We start from the raw sequence: 19622 nt of genomic DNA on the forward strand, positions 1-19622 counted from the left end.
GCTGGCGCACAGCGGGCTTAGCGGCGGGCAATTCTTGTCGCCACAATCGCGGTCTCACGCAGCAGCACGGGTATGAAGCTGAGGCCCAGGACCCAGGCCCAAATCCCGGTCGAGAGCGGGACAAGTTGAAGTGCGTCCGCGACGATCGGCTGCAGGTTGGCGATGGCAAGGATCGCAATGCAGACGGCGAGGGCCGCCCAGACAAAGACGTTGCGCGTGACCATGCTGGTCAGCAGGCGGTCGCGCCAGTTGCGCATGTTGAAGACGTGCCACAGCTGGGCGAGCGCGAGGGTGTGAAAGCACATCGTGGTGACAGCCGGTCCCTGCAATCCGAAATGGTAGATTCCGAGCAGCAGCGCTGCGAGCGTTGCGCCCGCGATGCTGAGGCCGTGCACGCTGATCGCGATCCATTGCGGGCGGGCCAGGATCGGCTCGGACGGGGGACGCGGCGGGCGCGCCAGGACATTCTTGTCGGCCTCGATGGTGCCAAGCGCGAAGGCCGGGAAAACATCGGTCACGAGATTGAGAAACAGGATCTGCAGCGGCAGCAGCGGAAGCGGAAGACCGACCAGAACTGCGAGGCCGACAATCATGATCTCGCTCAGATTGCACGACAGGAGGTAGGTCGTGAACCGGCGGATGTTGGTGTAGATGATGCGGCCTTCGCGCACCGCATGGATGATGGTCGAAAACGCATCGTCGCGCAGGATCAGGTCGGCGGCCTCGCGCGCTACCTGGGTGCCGCGCAGGCCCATGGCGATGCCGATGTCGGCCTTGCGCAAGGCCGGAGCGTCGTTGACGCCGTCGCCGGTCATGGCCACCACTTCGCCGGCTTCCTGATGCAGCCGGATCAAGGACAGTTTCTGTTCGGGATCGACGCGGGCGAAAATGCGGGTTTCCCGCATCTGCCGCTTTTCTTCGTCGGACATGCCTTCGAATGCGTAGAGGTCGCGGCCCTCGACCGCATTGTCCGCGTCCGTCGACAATCCGACCGATTTCGAGATGTGCCTGGCCGTGGCGGCGTGATCGCCGGTCACCATGACCACGGCAATCCCGGCATTGTGAGCATCCGAGATGGCAGTCGAGATGTCGGCGCGCGGAGGATCCTGAAAGCCGACGATGCCGTAGAGCGTCAGGTTCGAGTATGGGTCGGACTGCTGATCGCCCGTCTGTTTGCCGGCGACCGCGAGCAGCCGCAGTCCCTGCGCGGCAAGCACACCGCAGATGCGGACCCACCGCGCACGCTCCGCGCGATCCCAGGGCTTGGTGCCGCCGCCATCGAAGACGTCGACGATCCGATCCAGGACCGATTCCGGCGCACCCTTGACCGCGACCCTGTAGGCGCCGCTGTCGCTGTGCACCGTCGCCATCATGCGCGTCGAAACGTCGAAGGCATGTTCGGCGAATTCCGGAAATGCGTCGAGGAGGACGGGGCGGCGCGTGCCGGCTGCGGCGCCGGTTTCCAGAAGCGCGATCTCCATCGGATCGCCGGTGCTTGCCGTGCCGTCGCGCCCGAGCGTCGCGTTGTTGCAGAGCACGGTCGCCTCGATCAGGGCCATGGTCTCCGCGCTGTTTGCCGGCGAGAACGGTCTTGCATCCAATAGGAAAGCGCCGTCGTCGTGCAGGAAGCCCAGTTCGCCCGCGCTGGTGACGATGCGGTCGACATGCATGCGGTTCTCGGTGAGCGTGCCCGTCTTGTCGGTCAGGATGACCGTTGTCGCGCCGAGCGTTTCGACAGCCGACAACTGCTCGATCAGCGCGTTGTGCCTGGCCATGCGCAACATGCCGCGCGCCAGCGCCAATGTGGCGACGATCGGCAATCCTTCCGGGATCGCGGCGACCGCGAGCGCGACCGCGGACTCGATCATCAAGACCACGTCCTGACCGGACAGGATGCCCGCCGCGCCGACGGCGACCGTAATGCCGAGGGTCAGCCAGATGAGATTCTGGCTGAGCTGTCCTAACTGGCGCTCGAGCGGCGAACGTTCGGGTTCGGCTTCGTCGACGAGGCGGGTGATGCGACCGAGTTCGGTGTCCATGCCGGTGCCGGTCACCAGCGCCTCGCCGGTGCCCCCGGTGATTGCGCAGCCCTTGAACAGCATTGAGTTCCGGTCCGCCAGGACAGCGTCGGCCGCAACCGCCTCGGCCGCCTTGGTGACCGGCAGGGATTCGCCGGTCAGCGCCGATTCATCGACCGACAAATTGGCCGACGCGATGATGCGCATGTCGGCGGCCACCACATCGCCGGCGTCGAGGATGGCGATGTCTCCGGGGACGAGCTTTTCGGCGGTGACCGCCATCACCGTGCCGTTGCGGCGCACCAGTGCGGACCGTGTCGCCAGTTCGCGGAGCGCTTCCATCGAGCGGATGGCCCGGAACTCGGTAATGAAGCCGATCGCCGCATTGATCAGGAGCACGATCAGGATCGCAAAGAACTCGACCCTTTCTCCAAGGCCGAGCGCCAGCGCGGATGCTGCAAGCAACAGATAGACGATCGGGCTGTTGAACTGGCTGGCGAGCATGGCGACAACGCTGGCGCGCCGGCGCTGACGCAGCGTGTTCGGCCCGTAGGTCTGCAGCCGTTGCGCGACTTCATCGTCCGACAAACCCGCAGCCGGATCGGTGTCAAGCACGGAAAGCAGCGCCGTGACCGGCGCCGCGTGGGGTGAGGCGAGTGTTTCGCGCTTGTCTTCCGCCATTTGAACAGCAAAGTCCCCAGCGGCGATTGGTGTGTCAGGCTGCGGCGCGCCGGCTTCAGTGGGCCATCAGCACCGCGATTTCCTCATTGGCGAGCAACTCGCGCGTGGTTCCGCCAAACAGGAACTCCCGCAGACGGGAATGCCCGTAGGCGCCGGCGACGATCATCTCGGCGGCGACGTCGTTTGCGTGGCGCAAAAGCGCCTGCGAGATCGACCTGCCGGACGAGGGGATGGCATCCACCGCTACATTGGCGCCGTGCCGCGCGAGGTATGCGGCGACATCGGCTCCGGGCTCTTCACCCTGATCGAACTCGCCGGCCGTCGGATCGATCATGACGATCCGCACTTCCTCCGCGACCTTCAGCATGTCCAGCGACAGGTGCACGGCGCGGGCCGCCTCCTTGGTTGCATTCCAGGCCACGACCGCCTTCTTGGGCGCCAGCTTCGGTGCAACGCCTTGCGGAATGACCAGGAAGGGCTTGGAACTGTGATAGATAAACCCCTCGCTCGACCGGTTGGCGACGCGCCGGTCGATATCGGACGACTTGTACACAAGGCCGAGGTCGGCATAGCGCGCACGGGCGCCGACGACGGCGGCAACCTGGCCTTCATCGCAGTAGTAGGAGCACACGTCGCCGGACACGCCGGACTGCGACAGCATGGCTTCGACAACCTCCTGCTGCTTGTTGGCAGCCTGCTTGCCTTCCTCGCGCTCCTGTGCCCAGGCATCGGCGGGGATAGCGCCATAGGCCGCGGAACTGGCGGCGAGGGCGATGCCGATCACCGTCACCGCCAAATGGCACTCTGTCGATCCGCATAGCTCAATCGCGCGGTTCAAAGACGCAGCGTCCTGCTCGCTGCCGATGACGGTCATCAGGGTCTTCGGAAACATACCAGTCCCTCCTTGGCGATTATCCCGTCCAAGCTAATGCGCGCTGACGCGGGGGTCTTTGACGCCAATCAACACAGCGTCATGTCCTGCCGGGCACTCTCATCCGTCAGGATGGGGATCGTGGCCACTGATCTGTGCATTCAGTTCGCCGAACTCGTCGGCGACAAACCGGGCGAATGCGTCGATGACCGGCGGTGAAGGGCGCGATGACAGCCGCATGATACCAAGCGGGCGTTCGAGATGGGGAATCCGGATCGGCAGGGCGGTGATACGGTGGCGCTTGTGCAGTGCATGCACGACACTGTGCGGCAGAATGGCGAGTGCGTCAGTTTCGGAAAGATAGTGCAACAGCCCGGCAAGCCCGCTTCCCGACATCAACACTTTCACCGATGTCGCGCCGAGCGAAAGCAGGATGGCATCGAGGTCGGCATTGAGCGGGCTGCCCGGTTGCGGCGCGACCCACGGAAACTCCAGAAGGTCGCTGGAATGCACGGACTTGCGGATCGTCAGCGGGTGCGTGCTGCGGCAGGCGACCACATTCCCGCCCGGCAGTATCTGCTCGAATGCGATATCGGAGCCTTCACCCAGCATTCCTATCGGCGATATGGCGAGATCGATCCGGTCGGCTTCGAGCATCGCCCGCAACTCCGCCATGTATCCCTGGAACTGGTGAACCCTGACATCCGGATAACGGTTCTGAAAACGGGCAATCATTCCCGAAACGATGCCTTCCATGAAGAACGGCGTTCCGCCAATGCGTACGAGGCCCTTGGTGCCGCTTCGAAATCCCTGTGCGGTCTCGGATGCCCGGCGTGACGCGGAGAGCATGGTCTGGCCATGTTCGGCGAGCGCCCTGCCAAGCGGCGTCGGTTGCAGCGGCCGTTTGCCCTTGACGAACAGTTCCGCGTCGAGCCGGCGTTCCAGCGCGGACAGTGTCTTGGAAACGGCCGGCTGCGAGATGCCGAGCAAAGCGGCCGCTTCGCTGACGCTGCCAGCCTGGACGACGGCGGCGAGGTGGATGAGTTGGCGCTCGTCTAACTTCATAACCTGTGGTTATATCGGATGTCTGAGAAATGATACAATTGGCCTGTCGCATCCCGTAAACAGCATCGCAGAACGATGCGCCCGTTTTGACATCGGGTTGCTGCAAGCAAGAAGGGAACCCGATGATGGCAAAATTCGCCACACTGGCGGAAGCGGTGGCGTCCAATCTGACCGACGGCGATACCGTCGCGTTCGAGGGCTTTACCCACCTGATCCCGCATGCTGCCGCGCACGAGGCCATTCGCCAGGGGCGCAAGAACCTGACGCTCGTGCGCATGACGCCGGACATCATCTACGACCAGATGATCGGCATGGGCATGGTCAGGAAGCTGATCTTTTCTTATGCCGGCAATCCCGGCGTCGGCCTGCTGCGGCGCTTGCGCGACGCGGTGGAGAACGAATGGCCGAACCCGCTTGAGATCGAGGAACACTCGCATTCTGCGATGGCCAACGCCTATGAAGCTGGGGCAGCAGGCCTGCCATGCGCGATCTTTCGCGGTTATCGCGGGGCGGAACTGAAGCGCGTCAATGCAAACATCAAATCGGTCGTGTGTCCGTTCACCGGCGAAGAACTGGCCGCAGTGCCAGCGGTGCGCCCGGATGTCACCTTCATCCATGCGCAAAAGGCCGACCGCAAGGGCAATGTCCTGATCGAGGGCATTGTCGGGATCCAGAAGGAGGCGGTGCTGGCGGCCAAGCGGGCCGTCGTCACGGTTGAGGAGATCGTCGACGATCTGGACACGCATCCCAATGCCTGTGTCCTGCCATCCTGGACGGTGACGGCGATATGCGAAGTTCCGGGCGGTGCGCATCCCTCTTACGCGCACGGCTACTATGCGCGGGACAACGCCCGCTACCTTGAGTGGGACAGGATCGCATCCGACCGGGACGCATTTCTCGCCTGGATGAAGGAAAACGTGCTGGAGGCCGATCCCGGCGTCTTTGCCAGCCGCGTCTCGAACCTGAGGAGCGCGTAATGAGCGAGCTTGGTTTTACTCCCGATGAAATGATGACCGTCGCGGCGTCGCGGGCGCTGAAGAACACCGATGTCTGCTTCGTCGGAATCGGTGCGCCATCGGCGGCCTGCAACGTGGCGCGGCTGACCCATGCCCCCGATATCACCCTGATTTACGAGAGCGGCACGATCGGCACCGCGCCCGACGTGCTGCCGCTCTCGATCGGCGACGGCGAATTGTGCGAGACCGCCGTGACCACTGTGCCGGTGCCGGAGATGTTCCGCTACTGGCTGCAGGGCGGCCGCATCACCGTCGGCTTTCTCGGCGCAGCGCAGCTCGACCGCTTCGGCAATATCAACACCACGGTGATCGGCGACTACGACGATCCCAAGGTCAGGCTGCCGGGCGGCGGCGGGGCGCCGGAAATCGCCACCTCGTCGCAGGAAATCTACATCACCATGAAGCAGTCGCGGCGCGGCATGGTCGACAAGATCGATTTCTTCACCAGCTTCGGCCACGGCGAGGGTGGCGACGAACGCGAAAGGCTCGGTATCGACACGAAAGGACCGACGCTGTTGATCACCGACCTGGCAATCTGGAAGCCGGACCCGGAGACCAAGGAGTTCACGGTGGTTTCCCTGCACCCGGGCGCGACCCGCGAGCAGGTTCAGGAGACATGCGGCTGGCCGGTCAAATTCGCCGACACGCTGGATGAAACCCCGGCGCCAACGGCCGAGGAGCTTTCGACGCTGCGGGACTTGCGGGCGCGCTCAAAGGCTGCGCATGAGGGGATCGGAAAAGAGAAGGATGCATGACGATGGCCGAGGCTTTCATTTGTGATTTCGTAAGGACGCCCATCGGCCGGTTCGGCGGCGCGCTGTCGGCGGTTCGCGCCGACGATCTGGGCGCGGTTCCGCTGAAAGCATTGCAGGAGCGGAACGGCTCGCTCGACATGGCCGCCGTTGAGGAAGTCTACTACGGCTGCGCCAACCAGGCCGGAGAGGACAACCGCAATGTCGCGCGGATGAGCCTGCTGCTTGCCGGGCTGCCGGTCACGGTTCCGGGAACCACGCTCAACCGGCTCTGCGGTTCTGGCATGGATGCGGTAATCTCTGCTGCACGGGCGATCAAGGCCGGTGAGATCGAGATCGCAATCGCGGGCGGCGTTGAAAGCATGAGCCGTGCGCCATTCGTCATGCCGAAAGCCGAAACGGCGTTTTCGCGTCATGCCGAGATCCACGACACGACCATCGGCTGGCGCTTCGTCAACAAGCTCATGAAGCAGCAATACGGCGTCGATTCGATGCCGGAGACCGGCGAGAACGTCGCCGAGGACTTCAACGTCTCGCGCGCCGACCAGGACGCGTTCGCCATGCGCTCGCAGGAGAAGGCGGCAAAAGCGCAGAAGAACGGCCGACTCGCGCAGGAGATCACGCCGGTGACGATCCCGCAGCGCAGGGGCGATCCGGTTGTCGTCGATACCGATGAACATCCGCGCGAAACGAGCCTGGAAAAACTCGGCAAGCTGCCGACGCCGTTCCGGCAGGGCGGCAGCGTGACCGCGGGTAATGCGTCCGGCGTGAACGATGGCGCGGCGGCGCTGATCATCGCCTCCGAGGAGGCCGCCAGGAAGCACGGCCTGACGCCGATCGTCCGCATTCTCGGCGGCGCGACCGCCGGTGTCGAACCGCGGATCATGGGCTTCGGCCCGGCGCCGGCCACGCACAAATTGTGCGCGCGTCTTGGCCTGTCGCCCGCGGATTTCGACGTCATCGAACTGAACGAGGCCTTCGCCAGCCAGGGGATCGCCGTGCTGCGCGACCTCGGCATCGACGAGGCGGCCGGCCATGTGAACCCGAATGGAGGCGCCATCGCGCTTGGCCATCCGCTCGGCATGTCGGGCGCGCGGATCACCGGCACGGCAGCGCTCGAACTGAAGTTGACCGGCGGCAAGAAAGCGCTTGCAACCATGTGCATCGGCGTCGGGCAGGGCATCGCCATCGCACTGGAAGGCGTCTGATCCGTTCAACAACGCGTTACCGGACCGCCGGAACAATTGATCCCGGCGGTCGGCCTCCAATGATATCAGGTTGTATCTGACTGTGACTGGAGGCATCTCGTGGCGACTTATCGCTATCCCGTTCCCCCGTCTTCGGAAATTACGCCGAAGCATGTGTTTCTCAACCGACGTTCGTTTCTTGCCGGGGCGGCCGCGATGCTGCCGGTCGGCGCGGCGCTTGCCAGCGAGAGTGCGAAGCTCGACACCGTGCCGAGCCCGTTTTCGACCGACGCGGAGCCGAATTCGCTCGAGGACATCAAGACCTACAACAACTTCTACGAGTTCGGCACCGGCAAGGACGATCCGGCGCGCTATGCCCACGAATTGACGACGCGACCCTGGACGATCGAGGTCGGTGGCCTGGTCAACAATCCGGGTACGGTCGACATCGAAAGCCTGCTCTCCGACTACACGCTCGAAGACCGCATCTACCGGCTCAGATGCGTCGAGGCCTGGTCGATGGTGGTGCCGTGGGTCGGCATTCCGCTGGCCGCACTTCTCGACAAGTTCGATGTGCAGGGTTCCGCGAAATATGTGGCCTTCGAAACGCTGCTGCGGCCTGAGGAAATGCGCGGTCAGCGCTCGCCGTTCGGGTCGATAACCTGGCCCTATGTGGAAGGACTGCGGCTCGACGAGGCGATGCACCCGCTGACCATTCTCGGCGTCGGCGTGTATGGCGAAACCATGCCCAACCAGAACGGCGCGCCGGTGCGGCTGGTCGTGCCGTGGAAGTACGGCTTCAAGAGCATCAAGTCGATCGTCTCGATCAAGTTCACCGAGGAGCAGCCGCCGACAAGCTGGAACCTGCTGATCCCCAACGAGTACGGCTTTTACTCGAACGTCAATCCGACCGTCGATCATCCGCGCTGGAGCCAGGCGACCGAACGGCGCATTGGCGGCGGTCTGTTCAGCAAGCGCATCGATACGCTGATGTTCAACGGCTATGGCGAACAGGTCGCGTCGTTGTATGAAGGCATGGACCTGACCGAGAACTACTGACGCATGGCCCAATCCCGCCTGTGGACCGCACTGCCCGAATGGGCGGTCTATGCGCTTGCCGCGATCCCGGCCGTCTACTATCTGGCGGCCGGCTTCACCAACAATCTCGGCCCGGACCCGCTGCGCGTCCTTGAAAACAGCCTCGGCGAATGGGCGCTGCGTTTCCTGATCGCCGGACTGGCGGTTACCCCGTTGCTCAGGTTCGCGCGCATCAATCTGGTCAAGTACCGCCGCGCCATCGGCCTGATCGCATTTGCCTATATCGTGCTCCATTTCAGCGTCTATCTGGCGCTCGACCGGCAGTTCGACTGGCCGGCGATCTGGAAGGATATCGTCAAGCGGCCCTACATCATGTTCGGCATGGCGGCGTTCCTGATGCTGGTGCCGTTGGCGCTGACCTCCAATCGGTACTCGGTGCGCAAACTGGGCGCGGCCGGATGGCGAAACCTGCACCGGCTGGTTTATCCGGCCGCACTTTGCGGCGCGCTGCACTATCTGCTTCTCGTCAAGGCGTGGCCGCCAGAGCCGATCATCTATCTCCTGATCATCCTGCTGTTGCTCGGCGTTCGCCGCATTCGCCCGGCGCGCAGGCAGCGCGCAGCGTAGGGAGCCCGCCGGTCAGTTCCAGGAAAGCGCTGCCCACAACAAGACGATCAAGATGGCTGCGCCTAGCGCCAGCAGCGTTGGCAGAGGCCGTCGCCTTGGCTGCGGCCGCGCCGGGCTTTCCGATTGCGACGCGAATGCCTTGACCTGCGCAGCGAGTTCCGGCTGCGCGAGCGCTTCACGAAGCGGCTCGTCACCGCGACGGCGCGCGGCAGACATTTCCGCAATCTTCGCGCCGATGGCGGGATCGGTTTCAAGCATTCTTTCGATCTGCCGTTCGACTTCCTCGTCGAGATTGCCGTCGACATAGGCCATCAGCACAGAGTCATCGAGCTTGAGCAGTTTCATGGCGGCCACTCGCAGAAATAGCGGCAACTATCATAGCACAGCTTGCGTATGCGGCGCTGTCATTACCGCGCCGTCCGGCAATCCGCCTCAATCCAGAATCTTGCCCGGATTCATGATACCATCGGGATCGATAGCTTGCTTGATTGCCTTCATGTAACCGGTGGCCGGTCCGAGTTCGCGTTTCAGATAGGGCATCTTGCCCTGGCCAATGCCGTGTTCGCCGGTGCAGGTGCCGCCCATGTCGATGGCAAGATTGGTCAGCCAACCCATGAATTCATCGGCGCGGGACACCTCCTCGGGATTGTCCGTATCGACAAGCACAATGGAATGAAAGTTTCCATCGCCGACATGGCCGACGATCGGCGCTTCGATGCCGAGTTCGGCAGCCCGTCGCTGCGCCGCATTCACGCATTCGGCCAGACAGGAGATCGGTACGCAAACGTCGGAGGTAAGGCTCTTTGCGCCGGGACGAAGCTGCAGGGCAGCCCAGTAGGCGTCGTGTCGCGCTTGCCAGAGTTTCGTGCGCTCCTCCGCGTTGGTCGTCCACTCGAAATCTGTGCCGCCGGTCTCCGCCGCGATCTCGCCGAAGGCGGCGGCCTGTTCCTCGACCGAGCCCTGCGAGCCATGGAATTCGAGCAGCAGAAGTGGCGTTTCCGGCAGGGTCAGCCCGGAATAGGCGTTGACCGCCTTGACGGACAGGGGATCGAGCAGCTCGATGCGGGCCACGGGAATGCCGTACTGGATCGTCGTGATCACCGCGTTGCACGCCGCGTCGACGGTCGGGAAACCGCAGCGCGCCGACGACATCGCCTCGGGAATGCCGTGCAGCTTCAAGGTGATTTCGGTGATGATGCCGAGCGTGCCTTCGGCGCCGATCAAAAGGCGGGTCAGGTCGTAGCCGGCCGAACTCTTTTTCGCCCGGGTGGCGGTGCGGATCACGGTGCCGTCGGGCATGACCGCCTCCAGCGCCAGCACATTGTCCTTCATGGTGCCGTAGCGCACGGCATTGGTGCCGGAAGCGCGGGTCGCGGCCATGCCGCCGATGCTCGCATCGGCACCCGGATCGATCGGGAAGAACAGGCCCTGGTCGCGCAGGTGCTCGTTGAGCTGCTTGCGGGTAACGCCGGGCTGAACGACGCAGTCGAGATCCTCGGCGTGGACGGCGAGCACCTTGTTCATCTGGCTGAGATCGACGGAAATACCGCCTCCAGGCGCATTGACATGGCCTTCCAGCGAAGTGCCCGCGCCAAACGCGATCACCGGAACCTTGTGTTCAGCGCACACCGTGACGATTTCGGCGACTTCGCCGGTGTTTTCAGGAAAGACGACCGCATCGGGATGCTGGTTTTCCAGCCATGTGGTGGTGTGGCCGTGCTGCTCGCGGATCGCCGCGCCGGTCTGCAGCCGGTCGGCGAAGCGCTGTTTGAGAATGCCCACGACCTTGGCGATGCCTTCTTCGTTGCGTTCGAGCCTTGTCGTTGATGCCATGGGTCCGGGGGTCCTGAATTTTCGGCGAGATTGTCTGGGCGCCGAAAGAACCACTCCTGCCGGAGATAGGTCAAGCGGGTTTGCGCTGATTGCTTGCTGCGCGCGCACCCCCCGTGCATCGTCATCCTCGGGCTTGACCAACGACAAGCGAAGCGCCGTGGGCGCGTAGGGGGCCATTCCAGAGCGTTTGCGAAACGCGTGACAATGAAGAACGAGATCCATTCTGCATTTTTGAGCGCCAAGCTTGGCCGGGACGGAGTGGATCCCAGGGTTAAACCCTAGGATGACGAACTCCCTTTTCGTTCGCGGCCAATCCTCACCATCTGGGCGCACTGGATCGCCGCCGCGCCTCGATTCCTGAGACCTGCGTTGTCAAAGAACTGGAAGACGGGCGGTCAAAGCATCGCAACGTCTTTTGAGTATAGCGATCCTCGGACCGCCCGCTCGGTGGTCTTGCAGCTTCGGTCGGCGGCCCGGAACTCTGTCCGGGAAAACAAGACTGCGCGCGCCGCTTCATGCCGCCCTGCCGTGGGGGTTCATCACCCAGCAATGCACCTCTGCACCGCCCAGCAGGCACCGTCCCTTTCCCCGTGAGCCGGTGTGCACGCCGGGCTTCCGCAAAAGGGCACCAAGGATGATACGAGAGGTTTCGGAGGGGTGGATAGATTTCGCGGGGCGCGTGGCCCATGTGCTCAAATTCGTTGGAGAAACGCAGAGATAAGCAAGAAACTTGTGCAACGGGCGAGGTCTTGTGTCTCCCCCCTTGCGCTGAACTTGGCGACTAGCGACCAAGCTAAATGGAGTTCGTCATCCTAGGGCTTGACCCTAGGATCCATTCCGTGAAGCTGGAGCGATGGGCGGCTATGTCTACATGCTCGCCAGCAAGAAGGGCGGCACGATCTATACCGGCGTGACCGCCGACCTGTCGCAGCGTGTCTACGATCACAGGGAACGCATCAACACCAAGAGTTTCACCGCCCGCTACGGCGCGGTCCGGCTGGTCTGGTACGAGGATTACGACGACATCACCGACGCCATCCAGCGCGAAAAGTCGCTGAAGCGTTGGCGCAGGCAGTGGAAGGTCGACCTGATCGAAACGATCAACCCGGAATGGAACGAGCTCTATTCTGGTATAGGCTGGTGAGGTGGCCGCGATCACGGAATGGATCCTAGGGTCAAGCCCCAGGATGACGATCTTCCTTTTACCGCAATGCCAATCGCCGACATCCAGACATGCACGGTCACCGGGCACCGCCCTTCTCCCCGTGAGCTGGTGCGCGCGCCGGGCTTCCGCGAAAGGGCAGGAGCGAGTGTAAGGGAGATTTTGGTGTGGTGGATACGTTTTTTTCGGGGTCGCGTATCTCCCCTTGCGGGAGTGAGCGGTGCGCTTCATTCGCACATGTCCCAGCGGTTTCGTGAGGCGCGCAGCGCAGCGCTCCTGCCTTCTCCCACGCAGGGGAGAAGGCGGGCGCGCGTCTTCGGCATCGTGCCGCCCTTCATTCTTCCTCGAAGGAGCGTTAAACCGGACGGGGGCATGGAAAATGCGCACAACCGGCGGGGCGATGGACACTCTGATCTTCGGCATTCCGGTTTCGGTCACGGACCTGATCCTGTGGCTGGCGATCCTCGTTGTCGCGATCCTGCTGATCGTGTCGGTCGCGCGGCGTGTGGCCGCCATATGGCGGTCCTCTCGGCAACCTTCGCAGAGCATGTTTTGGCCCATCAAGAAACCGCCGGTCCTGCACGAGCGGCCCTTCACCAATGCGCTGGTGTGGTTCGCGGTCATCCTCTCGCCGTTCTGGCTGGCGCTGATCGTGCTGACGATTTCGGGGACGTTTTCGCTCTGGTTCACCGAGCCGCCGCCGGGCGAGACCCAGGCGCTGGCCTATCGTGTCCACTATCTGGCGGTTGTCGGGCTGATGACGGCGCTGGCGGCGCTGATCGGCGCGCCGCTGGCCGTCCATCGGCTCTACACGGTCGAACGCCAGACTAGGGCGCAGGAGGAGGGGCTGGTCACCGACCGGATCAACAAGGCGGTCGAGGGGCTGGGCGCGGAAAAGACCGTCAAGCAGGTGCACGAGACGCCGCACTATCGCTCGGACGAGGACGGTGCCTGGCTTCGCGATGATGAGGGCGATCCGATGCCGGCGCTGGGCCCGGACGGCGAGCCGATTGTCGACCGGCAGGTGGTGGAACTCTCCGTCCCCAATCTCGAGGTGCGGATCGGCGCGATCTACGCGCTGGAGCGCATCGCCAGGCTCAATCCCGACGAGCACATCCAGATCATGGAGATCCTGACCGCCTATATCCGCGAGAACGCGCCGGCAAGTAGCGCGTCAGCGCTGCCGCAGCCGCCGGACCGGTTCGAGGGGAAGAACGATGACGGTGATGAATGGGATGACGCTTTCGAGGCTTGGCGAGCCGAGCATCGCGCGGCGGTGGGCGAACACAGGCCGCGCGAGGACATCCAGATCGCGCTGACGGTGATCGGCCGGCGCGGCGATAAACAGATTCAGCTTGAACGGGGTGCCTGGGTTCCCTTCGGGAACGCCGTTCCGGACTGGCCGGACTGGCAGGCGGATGCGGATGGCAAGCCAACTCGCGAATATGAGGATGCGGTCGCGGATTGGGAGAAGTCCGTCGAGGAGTGGCAGCAGACGGAGCCGGCCTACCGGCTCGATCTGCGCGACACCGACCTGACCGGCGCCGACATGGCGGACGGCGATTTCGCGCTGGCGCGGCTCGACGGGGCGCGGATGCAGGGGGCGGACCTGAGTGGGGCGCAGATGCAGGGGGCGGGCCTGACTGCGGCGCGGATGCAGGGGGCGGAGCTTAGAGAGGCGCAGATGCAGGGGGCGGACCTGAGCGGGGCGCGGATGCAGGCGGCGGACCTGACTGGGGCGCGGATGCAGGGGGCGTACCTGAGAGAGGCGCAGATGCAGGGGGCGAACCTGAGTTGGGCGCAGATGCAGGGGGCGGTCCTGAGGCTGGCGCGGATGCAGGGGGCGTATCTGAGAGGGGCGCGGATGCAGGGGGCGGACCTGAGTTGGGCGCAGATGCAGGGGGCGTACCTGAGAGAGGCGCAGATGCAGGGGGCGAAGCTGTTTGAGGCGCGGATGCAGGGGGCGGACCTGGTTGAGGCGCGGATGCAGGGGGCGTACCTGGGTAGGGCGCATATGCAGGGGGCGTACCTGGGTAGGGCGCATATGCAGGGGGCGGGCCTGAGAGAGGCGCGGATGCAGGGGGCGTACCTGGGTAGGGCGCATATGCAGGGGGCGGTCCTGTGGGGGGCGGAAATCGACACCTCAACCGCCTTCAGCGAAACCGTATCCCAGTGGGTTTCGCTGAAGGCGGTTGCGATTCCGCCCGGTGTTCTGACCCAGGAGCAAATCAATTCCGCTTTCGGCGACGCCAGCACCGGATTGCCGGACGATCTCCAGCGGCCGGACCACTGGCCGCAATTCGACATGGATTGGGAGGAGTACTACGAGGAATGGGAGAAATGGCGCGCCGACCCGGACGGTTACGCGCCGCCCGAACCGCCTTCCGACGACGACGTCGCGTGAGCCAAGCCGGCGCGGCTTGATTTCGCCCGCGCGAAGGCCGAGACAGGCGGGCGGCATCCAACCGGGAAACCATCCATGAAGATCATCGTCGTCGGCGCCGGGATCGCCGGCCTTTCCACCGCCTGGGCGCTGTCGAAGCGCGGCCATGCGGTCATCCTGTTCGAACAGGGCGAAATCCCGAACGAGATGGCTGCGTCGGGCGACCACCACCGTATCATCCGCCGCGCCTATGGCGCCGGCTCCGGCTATGGCGCGGCGATTTCGGAAGCCTATGAGGCCTGGGACGAGTTGTGGGCCGATCTCGGCGACAGCCATCTCGATGCGCGCGGCTTCATGGCCGTCAGCCGCGAAGCGGGCGACGAGGCCGAGGATTATCTGGAAGGGCTGAAAGAGGGCGGCTGGCCGCACACAGTACTAGGCCCGGACGAGGCGGCGGCGCGCTTCGCCTTTCTCGATCCGGGCACGTTTCGCCATGCCTTCGTCTCGCCGGAGGGCGGCGCGCTGCATTGCCGCAAAATCGCCTTTGCCATGGCCGCATGGATGCAGGACCGCGGCGTGTCGCTGCGCCAGCGCATGCGGGTCGCCGAAATCGACGCCGATGCCGGGCTGGTGGTGACCGAAGACGGGCGGCGGATTGCCGCCGACCGGGTGATCGTCACCGCCGGCGCCTGGGTGACGAAGCTGTTTCCCGATCTCGCCGCCGAATTGGTGGCGTGGCGCACCGCCGTCGCCTATCTGCAGCCGCCGGACGATCTGGCCGACGCCTGGGCGGCAGCGCCGGTGATCCTCGATGTCGGCGGCGAAACCGACGGCTACATCATCCCGCCCTCGGGCGGCGGCGGGCTGAAGTTCGGCTCCGGCCTGCACAAGGTCGAAAACCCGGACGCCGACGAGAACCGCGTCGCGCAGCCGGGCGAGGGCGAGACGATCCGCGACCTGTTTTCGCCGCCGCTGAAGGATCTCGACAGATACACGGTCACCGACACACTGACCTGCGCCTATACCTTCACCGAGGACGAGCGCTTCTTCGTGCGTGAAGAGGGCAAGTGCCTCGTCGTCTCTGCGTGCTCCGGCCACGGCTACAAGTTCGGCGCCGCAGTGGGGCGCAGGGTGGCCGGTTATGTCGATGACGGCGATTTTGGCGCGCTCAACCGCTGGATGCGAGCGGAGGGATAGGGATGCGCCGCCGAAACGTCCCTGTTATCCCCACAACTTGCCCATTAAGGTTTACGCCAAGCTGCGCCTTGCGAAAGGCACGTTCGCCGCCCTATTTAGGGTTAGAAGAAAACAGCGATTCCCCGGTCGTCGCGTTCGTCGGCGCCGTCACACCCCGAAAGGTCAAACATGGGCAATCCGATCGATACCGTCATGAATCTCGTGCCGATGGTGGTGGAGCAGTCCAACCGCGGCGAACGCGCCTACGACATCTTCTCGCGGCTTCTCAAGGAGCGCATCGTGTTCGTCAACGGACCGGTCGAGGACACGATGGCCTCGCTGGTGTGCGCGCAGCTCCTGTGGCTTGAGGCGGAGAACCCGAAGAAAGAGATCGCCATGTACATCAACTCGCCGGGCGGCGTGGTGACGTCGGGCCTGGCGATCTACGACACGATGCAGTTCATCAAGGCGCCGGTTTCCACGCTGTGCATCGGCCAAGCCGCCTCGATGGGCTCGCTTCTGCTGACGGCCGGTCAGAAGGACCTGCGGTTCTCGCTGCCCAATTCGCGCATCATGGTTCACCAGCCGTCCGGCGGCTACCAGGGCCAGGTCACCGACATCATGATCCATGCCCGCGAAACGGAGAACCTGAAACGCCGGCTGAACGAGATCTATGTCAGCCATACCGGCCGCTCTTACGAGGAAATCGAGACCGCGCTGGAACGCGACAATTTCCTGACAGCGGAAATGGCGAAGGACTTTGGCCTGATCGACAAGGTAATCGCCTCACGCGACGCCATCGAGACGGAAAACTGACGTAACGTTGCGGCAGAACTGTTGCAGTAGAGACACGACAGGGCAGCTTCGCGAAAGCTTGATCGGGCAAGCCTGTCTAAGTGAAGCTGAACCGCGTAACATTACAAGACCACCGGGCCGTAAGGGTTCGGTAAAGAAAATTGTCGGATCGTTGCACATGACGCGTTTATGTGTACGAATGGAATTGCGGTTGCACCGGACCGATAATGGCTGAATCCGTTCAGCAGTCTGCCGGAAGATGCGCGGTCCCGGGAAAGGAATGAGAATGAGCAAGGTCGGCAATAGCGGCGGTAATGGCGGCGGTGACAGCAAGAACACCCTTTACTGTTCGTTCTGCGGCAAGAGCCAGCACGAAGTACGCAAGCTGATCGCGGGACCGACGGTGTTCATCTGCGACGAATGCGTCGAACTGTGCATGGACATCATCCGCGAGGAGAACAAGTCCTCCATGGTCAAGAGCCAGGAGGGCGTGCCGACGCCGCAACAAATCCAGGAGGTGCTGGACGATTACGTGATCGGCCAGAGCCATGCCAAGCGCATCCTGTCGGTGGCCGTGCACAACCACTACAAGCGCCTGGCGCATGCCGAGAAGAACGACGATGTCGAACTGGCGAAGTCGAATATCCTTTTGATCGGCCCGACGGGCTGCGGCAAGACGCTGCTCGCCCAGACGCTGGCGCGCATCATCGACGTGCCGTTCACGATGGCCGACGCCACCACGCTGACCGAAGCCGGTTACGTGGGCGAGGACGTCGAGAACATCATCCTGAAGCTGTTGCAGTCTTCGGACTACAATGTCGAGCGCGCCCAGCGCGGCATCGTCTATATCGACGAGATCGACAAGATCAGCCGCAAGTCGGACAATCCGTCGATCACACGAGACGTGTCGGGCGAAGGCGTTCAGCAGGCGCTTTTGAAGATCATGGAAGGCACGGTCGCCTCGGTGCCGCCGCAGGGCGGCCGCAAGCACCCGCAGCAGGAGTTCCTGCAGGTCGACACGGCCAATATCCTGTTCATCAGCGGCGGCGCGTTCGCCGGCCTCGACAAGATCATCTCGGATCGCGGCCGCAATACCTCGATCGGCTTTTCGGCAACCGTCGACTCGCCCGAAGATCGCAAAACCGGCGAATTGTTCCGCAAGGTCGAGCCCGAGGATCTGCTGCGTTTCGGCCTGATCCCGGAATTCGTCGGCCGCCTGCCGGTGCTGGCGACGCTGGAGGACCTCGACGAAGACGCGCTGGTCAAGATCCTGACCGAACCGAAGAACGCGCTGGTCAAGCAGTATCAGCGCCTGTTCGAGATGGAGGATGTCAGCCTGATCTTCCACGAGGACGCGCTGCGCGCGATCACCCGCAAGGCGATCGAAAGGAAGACCGGCGCGCGCGGCCTGCGCTCGATCATGGAATCGATCCTTCTCGACACGATGTTCGAACTGCCGGCGCTGGAAGGCGTGCGCGAGGTCGTCATCTCCGAGGAGGTCGTCTCGGGCAGCGCCCGTCCGCTCTACATCTATGCGGACCGTGCCGAGGACAAGGAAAACGCGTCCGCCTGACGGACCGCGCATAACGAACGAAGAAGGCCGGTTTCCCGGCCTTTTTTTACACGCTCTAGCGCAGGTTCTTCACGATCCAGTGCGACGCGATCATCTCACGCAGATGATCGGGCGGGCAGTGGCCGGGCATGTCGAACACGACGCGTTCGCCATGCGTGGTCCGGGCGAGGATGCGGTCCATTTCTTCAACCGGGGCGACCGGATCGTCATTGGTGTTGATCGCCAGGAACGGCGTTTCGATCGGCGTCTCGTCGAAAAAACCGAACTTGTCGACCGACCATGCGCGGAACAGGTGCGCGAATTCCATGTTGTCGGCATCCGTGGGCAGGCCGAGCCGCGTCTTGGTGCCATCGACCGTGAACTTCGGGAAGCTGGCATAGGATTCCGGTGGCGCAACGAACAGGTCGTGCAGCGGCCCGCAGACATAGATCACGCCGGCCAGATCGAACTCGGGATGGCCGAGCAGGACGCTGGCGGCAGCGGCTCCGCCCATGCTGATGCCCTGCAGGAAGACGTTGTCCCGGTCGAAGGTGTCCTGCGCGAACGCCCATTCGAGCGCGGCGACGTGCAGTTTCTGAAGATTGCCGTCGCCGGCGTCGAAGGCTGCGCTGTGGCCCATGCCGGGCAGATCGAGCGTCAGAAAGGCAATGCCCTTGGGCGCCAGATGTTCGGCGTAGTAGCTGAGCGTCATGACACTCGACACATCGGACCCGTTGGACATCACCAACAGCGGAAACGGCCCGTCGCCATCGGGAAGATGCAGATGAGCGGTGAACCGGCCGCCCATGTAGCCGATTTCGACCTCCTCGTAGTGGCCGATACCGCGCATCGCCGCCGCATAGGCGTCATAGGCCTTCTCCAGCGCGGCGGTCTGTTCGGGGGTGCCGAGATGCGGGGCGGCTGCCGTGTGATAATAGACGATGGCGGCCTGGTATTTGCCTGCGGCCATCGCTTCGTTGCCGGCAGCGGTGAACTCGTAGACCCAGTGACCGGGGCCGTAGGCGATCACGGTATCGGGCTGGTCGGGATTGGCGCGCTCGCCGGACGCGGTTTCGATGCGCTCGAGCACGCGATAAATCGTCTGTTCATCGGCGCCGCTGTAGGCCCAGTCCGCCGGTTCGACCGGGTGATACCAGGCGCCTTCCTCGATCTTGCGGAACTTCGCGCCATCGATCATTTCGGCGCTGGCGGAAGCCGCGAACGCCACGGATAGCGCAAGCGTCAAGTTCATGATTAGGTGTTTCATCTTCAACCCCCATCTTTACCAAGGGTCAACAATATAAAGATGGTGGGTCGGCGGCTTTTCTACAACGATGGCGGCATACAAAAACAATGGTCATTATTGTCGCATCCGGGTTAGAAAGCCGGGCGAAGGCGCCATACCGGCGGATGGCGGTGCCGGTGCAATCCGATTGGCGTTAAGCAAACGCCGCCCTTTTCTTTGG

General features: G+C 63.6%; 16 protein-coding genes. 10 read left to right on the forward strand and 6 right to left on the reverse strand.

Features of this window, described 5'->3' with window-relative positions:
- Positions 1 to 17: 17 nt before the first annotated feature.
- The 3 genes from ACO06R_RS09415 to ACO06R_RS09425 form a co-directional block, all read right to left on the reverse strand.
- Positions 18 to 2699, reverse strand: a complete 2682-nt coding sequence (locus ACO06R_RS09415) for a cation-translocating P-type ATPase (protein ID WP_421858914.1) — start codon at positions 2697 to 2699, stop codon at positions 18 to 20.
- 55 nt (positions 2700 to 2754) lie between these two features.
- The gene (locus tag ACO06R_RS09420) at positions 2755 to 3591 is read right to left on the reverse strand and encodes a universal stress protein (protein WP_421858916.1); all 837 of its coding nucleotides are present in this window, start codon (positions 3589 to 3591) and stop codon (positions 2755 to 2757) included.
- Positions 3592 to 3690: 99 nt separating this feature from the next.
- Complete coding sequence (locus ACO06R_RS09425) at positions 3691 to 4635, reverse strand: LysR family transcriptional regulator (protein WP_421858919.1); 945 nt, start codon at positions 4633 to 4635, stop codon at positions 3691 to 3693.
- 125 nt (positions 4636 to 4760) lie between these two features.
- Between ACO06R_RS09425 and ACO06R_RS09430 the strand changes: the two genes are divergently transcribed.
- The 5 genes from ACO06R_RS09430 (at position 4761) to msrQ (ending at position 9255) form a co-directional block, all read left to right on the forward strand.
- On the forward strand, positions 4761 to 5612 hold the full coding sequence (locus tag ACO06R_RS09430) for a CoA transferase subunit A (RefSeq protein ID WP_421859317.1): 852 nt from the start codon (positions 4761 to 4763) through the stop codon (positions 5610 to 5612).
- Complete coding sequence (locus tag ACO06R_RS09435; RefSeq protein WP_421858922.1) at positions 5612 to 6406, forward strand: CoA-transferase subunit beta; 795 nt, start codon at positions 5612 to 5614, stop codon at positions 6404 to 6406. Before ACO06R_RS09430 ends, ACO06R_RS09435 begins: the two co-directional genes overlap by 1 nt.
- A gap of 2 nt (positions 6407 to 6408) precedes the next feature.
- Positions 6409 to 7611, forward strand: a complete 1203-nt coding sequence (gene pcaF, locus ACO06R_RS09440; protein WP_421859319.1) for a 3-oxoadipyl-CoA thiolase — start codon at positions 6409 to 6411, stop codon at positions 7609 to 7611.
- A gap of 99 nt (positions 7612 to 7710) precedes the next feature.
- Positions 7711 to 8649, forward strand: coding sequence for a protein-methionine-sulfoxide reductase catalytic subunit MsrP (gene msrP / locus ACO06R_RS09445; protein WP_421858924.1), 939 nt, complete (start codon positions 7711 to 7713; stop codon positions 8647 to 8649).
- Between the two features lie 3 nt (positions 8650 to 8652).
- Entirely contained in the window at positions 8653 to 9255 is a 603-nt protein-coding gene (gene msrQ / locus ACO06R_RS09450) for a protein-methionine-sulfoxide reductase heme-binding subunit MsrQ (protein WP_421858926.1), read from the forward strand.
- A gap of 12 nt (positions 9256 to 9267) precedes the next feature.
- Here the strand turns inward: msrQ and ACO06R_RS09455 are convergent, their stop codons facing one another.
- Complete coding sequence (locus ACO06R_RS09455) at positions 9268 to 9600, reverse strand: hypothetical protein (RefSeq protein ID WP_421858929.1); 333 nt, start codon at positions 9598 to 9600, stop codon at positions 9268 to 9270.
- Positions 9601 to 9687: 87 nt separating this feature from the next.
- Positions 9688 to 11088, reverse strand: a complete 1401-nt coding sequence (locus ACO06R_RS09460; RefSeq protein WP_421858932.1) for an FAD-binding oxidoreductase — start codon at positions 11086 to 11088, stop codon at positions 9688 to 9690.
- Positions 11089 to 11941: 853 nt separating this feature from the next.
- On the opposite strand from ACO06R_RS09460, the gene ACO06R_RS09465 reads away from it, so the two are divergent.
- From ACO06R_RS09465 to clpX, 5 genes are all read left to right on the forward strand, one after another.
- Positions 11942 to 12232: a GIY-YIG nuclease family protein gene (locus ACO06R_RS09465; protein WP_421858935.1), complete on the forward strand. Its 291-nt coding sequence runs from the start codon at positions 11942 to 11944 to the stop codon at positions 12230 to 12232.
- A 418-nt stretch (positions 12233 to 12650) separates the two neighbouring features.
- Positions 12651 to 14654, forward strand: a complete 2004-nt coding sequence (locus ACO06R_RS09470; protein ID WP_421858937.1) for a pentapeptide repeat-containing protein — start codon at positions 12651 to 12653, stop codon at positions 14652 to 14654.
- Between the two features lie 75 nt (positions 14655 to 14729).
- Positions 14730 to 15830, forward strand: coding sequence for an NAD(P)/FAD-dependent oxidoreductase (locus tag ACO06R_RS09475; protein ID WP_421858940.1), 1101 nt, complete (start codon positions 14730 to 14732; stop codon positions 15828 to 15830).
- A 168-nt stretch (positions 15831 to 15998) separates the two neighbouring features.
- On the forward strand, positions 15999 to 16625 hold the full coding sequence (locus tag ACO06R_RS09480; RefSeq protein WP_421858943.1) for an ATP-dependent Clp protease proteolytic subunit: 627 nt from the start codon (positions 15999 to 16001) through the stop codon (positions 16623 to 16625).
- A 265-nt stretch (positions 16626 to 16890) separates the two neighbouring features.
- Entirely contained in the window at positions 16891 to 18177 is a 1287-nt protein-coding gene (gene clpX, locus ACO06R_RS09485; protein ID WP_421858945.1) for an ATP-dependent Clp protease ATP-binding subunit ClpX, read from the forward strand.
- 55 nt (positions 18178 to 18232) lie between these two features.
- On the opposite strand, the gene ACO06R_RS09490 is transcribed toward clpX, so the two are convergent.
- Entirely contained in the window at positions 18233 to 19408 is a 1176-nt protein-coding gene (locus ACO06R_RS09490) for an alpha/beta fold hydrolase (protein WP_421858947.1), read from the reverse strand.
- Positions 19409 to 19622: the final 214 nt, after the last annotated feature.

This window comes from Oricola sp. (genome assembly GCF_965230365.1).
GTDB lineage: Bacteria > Pseudomonadota > Alphaproteobacteria > Rhizobiales > Rhizobiaceae > Oricola.